This is a genomic window from Bradyrhizobium sp. AZCC 2230 (assembly GCF_036924495.1).
Lineage (GTDB): Bacteria > Pseudomonadota > Alphaproteobacteria > Rhizobiales > Xanthobacteraceae > Bradyrhizobium > Bradyrhizobium rifense.
Genome location: NZ_JAZHRS010000001.1, coordinates 3,445,657 through 3,457,633, shown reverse-complemented (window position 1 = coordinate 3,457,633; position 11,977 = coordinate 3,445,657). Strand labels below are relative to the sequence as shown.

At 60.5% G+C, this 11,977-nt stretch carries 9 protein-coding genes; 6 read left to right on the top strand and 3 right to left on the bottom strand.

Annotation, left to right across the window (positions count from 1 at the left end):
- Nucleotides 1-41: 41 nt before the first annotated feature.
- Complete coding sequence (locus V1280_RS16635) at nt 42-731, bottom strand: haloacid dehalogenase type II (protein ID WP_334525979.1); 690 nt, start codon at nt 729-731, stop codon at nt 42-44.
- A gap of 343 nt (nt 732-1,074) precedes the next feature.
- Between V1280_RS16635 and V1280_RS16630 the strand changes: the two genes are divergently transcribed.
- Nucleotides 1,075-2,451, top strand: a complete 1,377-nt coding sequence (locus tag V1280_RS16630; RefSeq protein WP_334525976.1) for an aspartate aminotransferase family protein — start codon at nt 1,075-1,077, stop codon at nt 2,449-2,451.
- A 13-nt stretch (nt 2,452-2,464) separates the two neighbouring features.
- Here V1280_RS16630 and V1280_RS16625 read toward each other — a convergent pair whose 3' ends face one another.
- Both V1280_RS16625 and V1280_RS16620 read right to left on the bottom strand, forming a co-directional pair.
- Nucleotides 2,465-2,941 (bottom strand): Lrp/AsnC family transcriptional regulator, encoded by a 477-nt coding sequence (locus V1280_RS16625; protein WP_334525973.1) that lies wholly within the window; start codon nt 2,939-2,941, stop codon nt 2,465-2,467.
- A 114-nt stretch (nt 2,942-3,055) separates the two neighbouring features.
- Entirely contained in the window at nt 3,056-4,381 is a 1,326-nt protein-coding gene (locus V1280_RS16620; protein WP_334525969.1) for an NAD(P)/FAD-dependent oxidoreductase, read from the bottom strand.
- 675 nt (nt 4,382-5,056) lie between these two features.
- Between V1280_RS16620 and V1280_RS16615 the strand changes: the two genes are divergently transcribed.
- From V1280_RS16615 to V1280_RS16595, 5 genes are all read left to right on the top strand, one after another.
- Entirely contained in the window at nt 5,057-6,745 is a 1,689-nt protein-coding gene (locus V1280_RS16615) for an ABC transporter ATP-binding protein (RefSeq protein ID WP_334525967.1), read from the top strand.
- Between the two features lie 9 nt (nt 6,746-6,754).
- Nucleotides 6,755-8,419 (top strand): peptide ABC transporter substrate-binding protein, encoded by a 1,665-nt coding sequence (locus tag V1280_RS16610; protein ID WP_334525965.1) that lies wholly within the window; start codon nt 6,755-6,757, stop codon nt 8,417-8,419.
- A 65-nt stretch (nt 8,420-8,484) separates the two neighbouring features.
- Complete coding sequence (locus tag V1280_RS16605; protein WP_334525963.1) at nt 8,485-9,435, top strand: ABC transporter permease; 951 nt, start codon at nt 8,485-8,487, stop codon at nt 9,433-9,435.
- 38 nt (nt 9,436-9,473) lie between these two features.
- Entirely contained in the window at nt 9,474-10,352 is an 879-nt protein-coding gene (locus V1280_RS16600) for an ABC transporter permease (protein WP_334525960.1), read from the top strand.
- A gap of 54 nt (nt 10,353-10,406) precedes the next feature.
- Nucleotides 10,407-11,717 carry an NAD(P)/FAD-dependent oxidoreductase gene (locus V1280_RS16595; protein WP_334525957.1) on the top strand — a complete coding sequence of 437 codons (1,311 nt, stop codon included), beginning with the start codon at nt 10,407-10,409 and terminating at the stop codon, nt 11,715-11,717.
- Nucleotides 11,718-11,977: the final 260 nt, after the last annotated feature.

Here is an 11,977-nt window from a genome sequence, read left to right as displayed (position 1 = left end):
CCGCCCCCTTTTCCTTGCGAGAGAAACGGAAAAGCATACGCTCAAGCGCTTTTGCGCAGGGGCTCCAGGCCGACCGCCGCAGCAAGCCCGTCGATACCAGTGACTTCGGTGTATTCATAGAAGGGATTGGCGGGCTCGTGGCCGCGGTTCACCCAGACCTTGCTTTTGATGCCGAGATCGTACGCGGTCATCAGATCGTAGCGGAAGGAAGAGGAAACGTGGGTAATGTCTTCCGGCCCGCAGCCGAGCTTGTCCAACATATATTCGAAGCCCTTCATGTGCGGCTTGTAGGCGCCGGTCTCCTCCGCCGTGATGACCATGTGGAAGGGAGCGCCGAGCCTTTCGACGTTCGACATGATGAGATTCTTCATCGAATTCGACAGGATGACCAGCGGAATCTCCCTGGCAACTTTTGCCAGGCCCGCCGGGACGTCGGCATGCGGACCCCATGTGTGGATCTCTTGATTGATGTGCTGAGCATGCTCCGGCTGAAATACGATGCCGTTGCGCTTGCACGCGCGTTCCAGCGCATTGTGCACGACCTCGAAGTACGGCTTCCAGGCGCCGAGGACCTCGTCCAGGCGGTAGGCTGAAAAATCCTTGATTAGCTTTGCCATGGCGGTCGAGGTGAGCTCGGAGCCATAGACTCTTCTTGCCGCGCCGGCCATGTCGAAATTGGTCAGCGTGCCGTAACAGTCGAAGGTGATGTATTTCGGTCTAAACGTTGCCATGGCTCGATCCTTTTCGGTCCTCGCGCACCGCGTTTCGGTACGGCAGGGATCATAGCGGGCAGACGACCGGATAAAGCACCGCTGTCGCGGTGACCGGGAGCAGATTCTGTCGTATCGGATCGGAGCCATGGCAGAGAGTTGTGCGAAAAGGCGCCTCCAGGTTGAGCGCCAATGCCGTGCACAGTCCGATCCGGCATAAGATGCGGCGCCGATCGTCAATCAAAGTCAAAACGCCCTTCGTCGCCGTCCTGCCTGGGAGCAACTGCTGCCGTGGTCATCTTACGTTACGCCTGAAGACATCGGGGTGGCCCGCACAAGCATTGCGGTTGAACTGGAGGACGATATGTTGAGCAACTCGCTGGTTGAACTCGACCGCGCGCATCTGATTCACCCGGTCGCATCCTATCGCAGCCATGAGGCGACGGGCGTCCGCGTGCTGAAGTCAGCGAAGGGCGCGACGCTGACCGATGTTTCGGGACGGCAATTGCTCGACGGCTTCGCCGGCCTGTGGTGTGTCAATGCGGGCTACGGACAGGACAGTATCGTTGAAGCGGCGACGAGGCAGCTCCGCGAACTGCCTTATGTGACGGGTTATTTCGGGTTGGGCTCCGACCCAGCCATCCGATTGGCCGCAAGGCTGGCTGAATTGGCGCCTGGTGATCTGAACCATGTCTACTTCACCTTGGGTGGCTCCGATGCCGTCGACAGCACGATCCGCTTCATTCGGTACTACTATCACGCCAAGGGGACGCCGCAGAAGGACCAGTTCATTTCCGTCGAGTATGGCTACCATGGATCGTCAACAGCGGGCTCCGGCTTGACCGCGCTACCGGCTTTTCATGCGGGCTTCGGAGTGCCGTACAATTGGCAGCACAAGATTCCATCGCATTATGCCTATCGCAATCCGGTCGGCTCCCATCCCCAGGCTATCATTGCTGCCTCGGTCGCAGCGCTGCAGGCCAAGATCGCCGAACTGGGCGCCGATCGCGTTGCCGCCTTCTATGTCGAGCCGATACAAGGCTCGGGAGGCGTCCTCGTTCCGCCGCCGTCCTGGCTGAAGGCTATGCACGCTGTTTGTAAGGAGCACGACATTCTGTTCGTTGCCGACGAGGTCATCACCGGCTTTGGCCGTGTTGGTCCATTCTTCGCCTGTGAAGGGGACGACGTCGTGCCGGATCTCATGACCACGGCAAAGGGACTGACCTCGGGATATGTGCCGATGGGGGCCGTTCTAATGTCGGACCGCGTCTACGACACCATTGCCGATGGTGCCGGCAAGGCGGCCGTGGGGCACGGTTACACCTATTCCGCCCATCCCGTCAGCGCAGCCGTCGGGCTCGCGTGCCTTGACCTTTACGAAAACGGTTTGCTCGAAAATGGCCGAAAGGCCGCGCATCGCCTGATGCAGGGACTTCGCGCGCTGGCGGATCATCCGCTTGTCGGCGATATCAGAGGTCGCGGTATGCTGGCCGCAATCGAGCTTGTCACCGACAAGGAACGCAAGACGCCCCTGCCGGCGGAAGCCGACGCGGCGCGCCGTATTTTCGACCGCGCATGGGACAACGGCCTCGTCATCCGCGCCTTTGCACAAGGCGTGCTGGGCTATGCGCCGCCGCTCTGTTGCACGGATGCGGACATCGACGGCATCATCGAGCGGACCAGGACGACGCTCGACCAGACGCTCGAAGACAAGGACGTCCGCGCGGCCATGAAAGGTTGATCGCTGCGCCTGCTCAGCTATTGAAGATGCTTTCGAGCGGCAAATGGGACTTCACGATTGGCGATTTCAGCACGACGAAACTGAAATATTTGTCGATGCCGATATCCATCTCGACTAGGCGTTCCATGACTGCCTGGTATTCACTGATCCCTGCCGTGATGAACTTGACGAGATAGTCGTACCCGCCCGAAACGAGATGGCACTCGACGACGGAATCGATCTTTTCGATCGTCGCGAGAAAGCGAGCGAAATCGATCTGCCGATGATTCTTCAGGGTGATTTCGGCGAAGACGGTCAGGGTTTGCCCGAGCTTGGCAACGTCGATCTGGGCGGAATAGCCGGTGATGAAGCCCTCCGTCTGGAGCCTCTTGACTCGCATCAGGCACGGGCTCGGGGAAAGGTTTATCAGCTCTGCGAGCTCGACGTTGGAAATCCGCCCGTTCTTCTGTAGTTCGCATAAAATCCTGATGTCGATCTTATCAAGCTTCATAGCAATGCCATGAGATGTGGCCGATAACTGCGTCGAGGCTTTGAGGCTTCAGCGTCATATGCATTGTCATAGCATCAACCAGCATCTTTTCCCACCGGGGGCGGAAACTGCATTCTAGAACTCGCTCACCTTGCCCCAGGCGCTCATTTTCAGCCGCTCCGGCCTATAGGGGCGCGGGTCGACGATTGGCGCACTGCCCGCAATGATGTCTGCGATCATATGCCCCGCGCCCGGGCCGATTCCGAAGCCGTGGCCGCTGAACCCCGCCGCCAGGATGAAACCTGGAATCGACTCAACTTCACCGATTGCGGGGATGCCGTCTGGCGTGCTGTCGATGTAGCCGGCCCAGACATTTGAGATTGCGACGTGCCCAAGTTCCGGCAGGAGCTTGCAGGCTCGTCGATGCGTCGCCCGAATCTGCTTCATGTCGGGGCGAGGATCGAGCGTCCGGTTCAGCTCCATCGGGGTCACCTCATCCAGACTCCATTTAGCCAGGGATTCATGGCCCTGCCGCAGCCCCTCGAAAGCCCCAGGGCTAAGACTTCGCCACCGGCGGGCGAACATGGGCAGGAATTCGCGGCCGAACCTGAATTGCTGCGGCGTGGGGTCAACTCGCGCGCGCCCGCTGATAGCGAGCGTGTATCCGCCATTACCACGTCGGGTGAGCGAGACGAGCCCAGTGTAAAGGGCATCAGGCAGGCCGGCGGCGCCAGGAGCCAAAGCGAGAATGGACTGGCGTACGGACGCCTGCGGGAAGCGAATTCCCAGCTGGTTGCAGAACGACGATGCCCACGCACCTCCTGCCATAACCACTGTCTTGGTCCGGATCGTGCCGGCTTCGGTCACCACTCTGCTGACGCGGCCGCCACTGAGCTCCAAGCCGCGCGCCGCGCATTGCTGATGCACCGTGCCGCCCGCCGCCATGATCGCACGCGCGGCGATGGGCACCGCCTTTGAGGTATCTGCCGTCCCGTCGGTTGGAGAGAAGACACCGCCTTTCCATTTGCGGCCTGTCGCCTTGCCTCGCTCGCTCGCTTCTTCCGCACTCAACATGTGCGTCGTAACGCCGACGGTCCTGGCGAAGTCTCGCCACTTTGCCCAGCTCGCCAGCTCATTTTCGTCGTTCGACAGATACAAGAGGCCGCAGCGGCGGAAGCCCGTATCTTCACCAGTCTCTTGGGCAACTTTCTCCCAGAGATCGAGGCTCTTGGTTGCGATTGGCAACTCGCGAGCATCGCGGTTCTGTTGGCGGCACCATCCCCAGTTGCGGCTGGACTGTTCGGCGGCGACACGGCCCTTTTCCAGCAAGGCGACCTTAAGGCCGCGACGGGCGAGATAATAGCTCGTGAACACGCCAACCACTCCGCCGCCGATGACGACGACGTCGGCCTCCCGAGGCAGTGTCGGACTGGTATCGATATGCATGAGCGGCGCGCTCATTGGGCGGGTCTCTCCGGTGAGGGCTGTATCGTATCCGAGGAGGTACGGCAGACACGCCGCGGACTTTCAGGGTCCGGCGGAATATCCTGCGGTTTGCTGCTTTTGGCACAAGCAATTATTGCGGGATACTTCGCTTGCACGGCAAATCGTAGGTGAGGAAATCGACGGACAGTCCGGCCCTTCGTCGTCAGCAGGTATGCCCCCAACCCGGTGCCCGCGTCGGCAGCCCTGGCGGCGCAGACCGAAATGCCAAATCGAGCTTCGTTTTTAGAACTTCATGCTGCCTATCCGTCGCGTTTCGGCGACTCCGGGATGATTGAAGCAGTCAGAGTTGTGAATACCGGATCAATGTCGATCAACGGGCAGAAATGCAAAAGGTGACGCGCGATGGGCCTTGTCAGGGAGGAGACCTTTGCCGAAGCGATCGAGCTGGGCGTCAATGGCAGCCTCTCGGACCTCGATTCATTGTTCGAGCGGTCCACTCGACCGATCGCCCGCGCTCAGCGACGCCTTTGCCTATAGAGCCTCCTCTGAATCATGTCGTATTCACCGCGCGGAGAATGGCAGAATGAGCGACGAGTTGTTGACCTGTCCGAGCGTAGCGGCGGTAAAAGAGGCCGAAGAGCCGATCCGCAACGGGATCATGGGACGCGCTTGAAAGGGGAGAATGTTCAGATGACCTCTGCCCCGCAACCTTTAGCCTCAGAAGATGTGGCACTCGCGGTCCGTGACCTGACCGTGAGCTTGCCGGCGGGCATGGAGCGCGCGAACGCGGTCGAGAACGTCTCCTTTGAACTGAAGCGCGGTCAGATCCTCTGCATCATAGGAGAATCCGGTTCTGGCAAGTCTGTCACGGCCAATGCGATCATGGGGCTCTTGCCCAAGTCGATCCGCGTGTCCTCGGGAGCAATCCGTCTCGAAGGGATGGATTTGGTAGGACTCTCGTCGGACAAACTGCGCGACCTTCGTGGCCGTGTCGTCTCGATGATCTTCCAAGACCCGCTCTCCGCACTTAATCCGTTGATGACAGTGGGCGTGCAAATCGAGGAGGTGATGGCGGCGCACGGCGTGGGAACGCCGAAATCCCGTCGTAGCCGCGCCATGGAATTGCTGACCGAGGTGGGCCTGCCGGATCCGCCGCTCATGTATCATCAGTATCCGTTCCGGCTCTCGGGCGGGCAGCGACAGCGGGTGATGATCGCCATGGCTCTGGCTCTCGAGCCTGCGATCCTGATCGCGGACGAGCCGACCACCGCCCTCGACGTGACGACCCAGGCACAGATTCTGCAACTGATCCGCGACATTCAACGCCGCAAGGGAATGAGCGTGATGTTCATTACCCATGACTTCGGAGTTGTGGCGGAGATTGCCGATTCCGTCGTGGTGATGGAGAAGGGTCATTGCGTGGAGCAGGGGAACGCCGAGCAGGTGTTGAGGTCCCCGAGCCATCTCTACACGCGCCGCCTGATCGCGGCGGTGCCGCATCTGACGGGCAAGGACCGGGTCTCGGCGGAAGCTGCGGCCACGTCCTCCATTCTGAAGGTCGAATGTCTGGTCAAGACCTACCGCAGCGGCAGTGCGCTGTTCGGTAGGCAGCGGATTGTATCCGCGGTCAATGGCGTGTCGTTCGACCTTTCGCCGGGACGCACGCTGGGCGTGGTTGGAGAAAGCGGTTCAGGCAAATCATCCCTCGGGCGATTGTTGATCAAGCTCCTCGACAGCGACAGCGGCTCTATCCTGTTCGAGGGGCGCGATATTGCCCGGCTTTCCGACGCCGAGTTTCGGCCGCTTCGGCCAAAGATCCAGATGATTTTCCAGGATCCATTTGCCTCGCTCAATCCCCGATCAACGGTCGGGCAAATACTGACGGTTGGTCCGATCGCGCATGGAGTGCCTCGCAAGGAGGCATGTGAGCAGGCACGAGAGCTCCTGGCCCATGTCGGCCTGGACGCGGGAACGTTCGATCGTTATCCCCACGAGTTCTCGGGTGGCCAGCGCCAACGCATCGGAATCGCTCGGGCGCTGATGTTCAAGCCGAAGCTTCTGATCGCTGACGAGGCCGTTTCCGCACTCGACGTGTCGATCCAGGCGCAGATCTTGAAGCTGCTGGACCAGATTCAGCGGGAGACCGAGGTGTCGATGATCTTCATCACGCACGATCTGCGCGTGGCCAGCCAGATCTGTGACGAAATCGCAGTCATGCATCGAGGGGAGGTCGTCGAGCACGGACCCCCATCGCAGATCTTTCTGAATCCGAAATCCGCCTATACGCGAGAACTGGTCGCTGCCATCCCCGGCGAGCAGCAGAGCAGCACCCCCGCCGTTGGAATCCAATCGACATTGGCCGGACATAGCCACAAATGAGGAGGGGTCATGACTGAAGCAAAGACTGCATCGATCTATTCGCGGCGTAGCGCACTCCAGTTGATGATCGCCGGGGCGGCCGGCCTCGCTGGATCAAATCTGTTGGGCAAACCTGTCCTCGCGCGCACCTCTCCGGCGAAACCAACCGGCCGCGTCATCGTTGGGCTTGGACAAGAGCCGACGGTCTTCAATCCGCTGATGGTACATATTGAAGTCGATGACGGGGTGCATTTCTCAGTTTTCGACGCGCTGTTCCGCATCGATCCTCAAGGCGTCATTCAGCCCAATCTGGCGGTCGAAGTGCCGGACCAGAAGAACGGCGGCATTTCGGAAGACGGCCTCAAATGGCGAATTCGCTTGCGTGACGATGCCCGTTGGCATGACGGCAAGCCATTCACGGCCGAGGACGTGAAGTTCACTCTCGAACTGATCATGAACCCCAACTTCCGCAGTTGGCGCACCGCCGGCCATGCTCTCGTGCGCGACATTACGGTGATCTCGCCGACGGAGATCTCGTGGCGAATGGAAGAGGCCTTTGCGCCGTATTTGTCCTTCCTGACCGAAACCTTCATCGTCCCCAAGCACATCCTCGAGAAAGAGGCCAATCCGAACAACGCCGCCTTCAATCAGGCGCCGGTCGGCACCGGTCCGTTTAAGTGGAGCCAGCGGGTCGCCGGCGATCATCTCGAACTCGTGGCAAACACCGACTATTTCGGTGAAGGCCCTCACATCGAGAAGCTGGTCTTCAAGTACATTCCCGATCTCACCGTCCTCTACACACAGTTCAAGAGCGGCGACATAGATCTCGTCGGCCAGCCCTACATCACGCCTGACCACTATGGGGAAGCCAAGACGCTGCCGAATCGCGTGGTGACGCTCGTTCCAAGGACCGCATTCGAGTCCTTCTACCTGAACCTCGAGCGACCGCAATTCAAGGAGCTTGCGGTTCGGGAGGCGCTCTATGCGGCGATCGACAAGGAGGCGATCATCCAGGGCCTCTACTACGGGGTGCCAACCCCGACGGAGACTTTCATGCCGCGGCAGTCCTTCTTCTTCAACGCCAATCTGCCCCTGCACCAATTTGACGTGAATCGCGCGGGCAAGATTCTCGATCAGGCCGGCTGGGCAAGGGGCGGGGACGGCATTCGTGCCAAGAACGGCGTAAGCCTGTCCTTTACCAATTCGACCACGTCGGGCGATCCCCTTCGTGAACAGGTGCAGCAGTTCCTGCAGCAGACCTTTGCGCAGCTCGGCGTCGAAATGAAGATATCGAACCTGCCTGCCGCCGTGATGTGGGGCGAGTTCTGGATGCAATCGCAGTTCGATTCCGTGATCGTCGGCAGTTCGTATCTGATTGGCGCTGACCCGGATGTTACCAATCGCTTGCACTCGCGTTCGATCGGAGCGAAGGGCGGGCGCGGCTCGAACAATGCGCAGTATTCAAATCCAGAGGTCGATGCCTTACTCGACAAAGGGGCTCGCACCTTCGATCCGGAAGCTCGGCGCGCAATCTATCAGCGGGTACAGGAGCTTGTCCGTCGCGACCTGCCCTTCCTGCCGCTCTACCAGAACAGTGCGGTCGAAGGTCTCAAGAAAGGCATCAACGGATTCGTGCCGAACGGCAATACCCGCACGGAATCGTGGAACGCGCTGGCCTGGTATTGGGCGAGCTGATGTCCTGCGGTCCGGGCCGGTACGGACCAAAGCGAACGGCATTGTCACGCTAATGGAGGACTCGAATGTCCGCCTTCCTGCTCAACCGTCTCTCGCAGAGCGTCGTGCTGCTGATGATCGTCTCGATCATCGGCTTCATGGTTCTCAACCTCATGCCGGGTGGTCCCCTCGCGCAATTCGGGCTCGATCCCGGCATGTCCCAGCAGGACGTGCAGCGACTGACAGCGCAGCTGGGGCTGGACCGGCCGCTGTGGATTCAATATCTCGACTGGGCCTGGCGGCTGGTGCGGGGCGACTGGGGGCACTCTTTCCGTGACGGCTCTTCGGTGCTGGCGGTGATTGGCCGACATCTCCTGGCGACGCTGCTGTTGATGGGCACGTCCACCGCCTTGGCAATCGCGGTCGGCACCTGGATCGGAATCCGCGGTGCCACCCATCGTTATTCCCTGTTTGACTACTGTGCGACGATCTGTGCCATGGTCGCATTGTCGGTCCCGACGTTCTGGTTCGGCCTCATCGGCATCTACATCTTCACGCTGAAGCTCGGCTGGGTGCCTGCAGGCAACATGTACACGATCGGCGACGAGTCGGTGCTGGACTATCTGCATCACCTGATCTTGCCGAGCTTGGTGCTGTCGCTGGTTCATGTCGCGATCTGGAGCCGCTACATGCGTACGGCGACGCTCGATGCGCTGAGCCAGGATTTCGTCAAGACGGCGCGAGCCAAGGGCGTGAGCGAGCGCCGCATCCTGCTGAAGCATGTCGTCGGCAATGCGCTGTTGCCGATGATCACGCTGGCGGGAATGCAGCTCCCCAGCATTCTGACCGGCGCATTGGTCACCGAGACCGTGTTCACGTGGCCGGGAATGGGCCGGCTGTTTCTCGACAGCCTTGGGTACAGCGACTATCCGGTGGTGATGGGGCTTTTGATCTTCTCGGCCATTCTGGTCGTGTTGGGCAACCTGATCGCAGACATCGTCATCGCAACCGTCGATCCGCGCATTCGCCTGGGCTGAGGCCAGGCGTTCTCGTCTGTCAAAAGGAGGCAACAGATATGACCGCCATTGTAGCAGACGCAGCTCCGACCCGCTGGTGGCACAGCCGTGCGGTATATCGCTTCATGCGGCATCATCTGGCGCTGATCGGGATCGCGATGATCACCCTGCTCGTGCTGGCGTGCGCCATTGGGCCCTATGCCCTGCCCTACGACTCGCTCCACATCGATCTGCGTGCCCGCTTTGCTCCGCCGCTCACCGGTCACCATTACTTCGGCACGGATCCGTTGGGGCGTGATCTAGCTGTGCGGCTGTTGATGGCCGGGCGGGTTTCGCTGCTGGTGGGATTCTCGGCGATGTTATTGTCAACGCTCATCGGAACGCTCGTCGGCGTGACGGCCGGCTATCGCGGCGGCTGGGTCGGGGCAGCGCTGATGCGCATGGTGGACGGTTTCCTCTCTTATCCCTCGATCTTTCTCGTGCTGGCGCTGGCCGCAACGCTGCGGCCGAGCCCGGTGATGATTACCGTGATCATTGCCGTCACGAGCTGGATGGAGACTGCGCGCATCGTCGAGGCCGAGGTCCGTTCGCTGCGCGAGCGCGAATTTGTCCAGGCTGCGCGCATGGTGGGGTTGAGCCGCCGTCACATCATGTTCCGCGAGGTCCTGCCCAATGCGATGGGCCCGATCATCGTCGCCGCAAGCCTGGCGGTCGCCCGCGCGATTCTTCTTGAAGCCTATATCAGCTTCCTCGGCTACGGCATCCAGCCGCCGCTGCCCAGTTGGGGCAATATGCTCAATGGCGCCCAGCAATATCTGGCGAGCGCTCCGTGGCTCGCCATCATTCCCGGTGCCGCGATCACGATTGCAGTGACGAGCTTCAACTTCATCGGCGATGGCTTGCGGGATGCCCTCGACGTTCGAAACGACAATTTTTGATCCATGTGAGCCAAGCCGCGGCCGAACATAGAAGTCATAAGAGAAGCACACGCTATGCACGCGCCCATAATTGCCGAGAAGGCGACGCCCTATTGGTGGGAAGCTGCCCCGCTGAGACCGCTCTCTCAGCAGCCATTGCCGAAAAAGATTGACGTAGTGATCGTGGGCGCGGGCTATGCCGGACTTTCAGCCGGTCTGGTATTGGCGCGCGAGGGACGCTCAGTTGCAGCGTTCGATGCAATGCAACCTGGAGAAGGGGCTTCCACGCGTAATGGTGGGATCACCAGCGGAAGCATTCGTCCGGATTACGCGACACTCACGCGGTGGTTTGGTGAAGGGAAGGCGCTGGCGATAGAAGCAGAAGGCAAGGCCGCACGCGAGTTCCTGTACGAGTTCATCAAGACGGAAGGGATCGCGTGCGACTTCCAGCCGGTGGGACAGTTCAAAGGCGCCTTCGGATATGAACAATACGAGGCCATGGCGCGTACCGCGGAGAGGCTCGCGACGAGGCTGGGAATCGAGGCGTACGCGGTTCCTTATGCCGAGCAGCGCAAATATATCGGCACCGACGTCTATCGCGGCGGCACGGTTCGAATGGACATCGGCGGACTTCATCCGGCGAAATTCCACGCCGAACTGCTGCGCGTCGCGCTCGCTTCTGGCGTGACAGTCCACGCGCGGACGCCGGTCGTCTCAATAGAACGAGATGGCGCCGGATTCCACGTCGTCACCGCGGCCGGCCCGGTGAAGGCACGTCAGGTGCTGGTGTGCACCAATGGCTACACGGATAGCGCCGTCCCTTTTCTGCGTCGCAGGTTGGTTCCGGTGCGCAGCCGAATCATTGCGACCGAGGAGCTAGCGCCCGAGGTTATGACGCGACTGATGCCGAAACGGATGATGATTACCGAGAATCGAGAGGTCGGCTTCTATTACCGTCCGTCGCCCGATGGCAAACGCGTTCTGCTCGGTGGACGTGATAGCTCCCGCGTCGGCGATCCCGTCGCTCCGAAGCTGCTTCTGCGCGGCGGCCTGGTGAAGCTGTTCCCTGAGCTGGAGTCCGTTCGCCTGTCACACAGCTGGTTCGGCAATGTGGCAATGAACCGCGACATGGTTCCCCGCATCTTCCAGACGAACGGCATCGTCTATGCGACCGGCTTCTGCGGTTCGGGCGTCGTCTGGGCGCCATGGATCGGCATGCATGCGGCCCACAAGCTCATGGGACACGACGAGCAGGCGCGTACGGCCTTTGACTTCCGGCCGCCGGCCTTCATCCCGTTCTATCGCGGCAATCCCTGGTTCATGCCTGCCTTCATCCAAACCTATCGCATGCGTGATCGGATCGCGCGGTGGCGTGCCAGCCGCTGATGGCATATTGGCCGCGATGCTGCATCTTCTACGAAATACTATGCCGAACTTTGCGCCAGGTTGGTTGCGTAATGCTGTCGAGCTCAAGATACGCTGCAGACGATCAGAGGATCAACAAATAGCCCTCGTCACCGTCGGCCACTGGCGATTAGTCGGGCAACTCCGAGCAAGAGACATCGACGCATCATGACAAGCGCAGCGTACGAGGCCGGAGATCGTGCCGGAGAGAACGTGGTCCTGGTTCCCTTCGCCAAAGCGCA

What these genes read in the sequence shown, in the direction of transcription:
- V1280_RS16635 (WP_334525979.1), bottom strand. Translation starts at nt 731, where the DNA reads ATGGCAACGTTTAGACCGAAATACATCACCTTCGACTGTTACGGCACG.
- V1280_RS16630 (WP_334525976.1), top strand. Translation starts at nt 1,075, where the DNA reads ATGTTGAGCAACTCGCTGGTTGAACTCGACCGCGCGCATCTGATTCAC.
- V1280_RS16625 (WP_334525973.1), bottom strand. Translation starts at nt 2,941, where the DNA reads ATGAAGCTTGATAAGATCGACATCAGGATTTTATGCGAACTACAGAAG.
- V1280_RS16620 (WP_334525969.1), bottom strand. Translation starts at nt 4,381, where the DNA reads ATGAGCGCGCCGCTCATGCATATCGATACCAGTCCGACACTGCCTCGG.
- V1280_RS16615 (WP_334525967.1), top strand. Translation starts at nt 5,057, where the DNA reads ATGACCTCTGCCCCGCAACCTTTAGCCTCAGAAGATGTGGCACTCGCG.
- V1280_RS16610 (WP_334525965.1), top strand. Translation starts at nt 6,755, where the DNA reads ATGACTGAAGCAAAGACTGCATCGATCTATTCGCGGCGTAGCGCACTC.
- V1280_RS16605 (WP_334525963.1), top strand. Translation starts at nt 8,485, where the DNA reads ATGTCCGCCTTCCTGCTCAACCGTCTCTCGCAGAGCGTCGTGCTGCTG.
- V1280_RS16600 (WP_334525960.1), top strand. Translation starts at nt 9,474, where the DNA reads ATGACCGCCATTGTAGCAGACGCAGCTCCGACCCGCTGGTGGCACAGC.
- V1280_RS16595 (WP_334525957.1), top strand. Translation starts at nt 10,407, where the DNA reads ATGCACGCGCCCATAATTGCCGAGAAGGCGACGCCCTATTGGTGGGAA.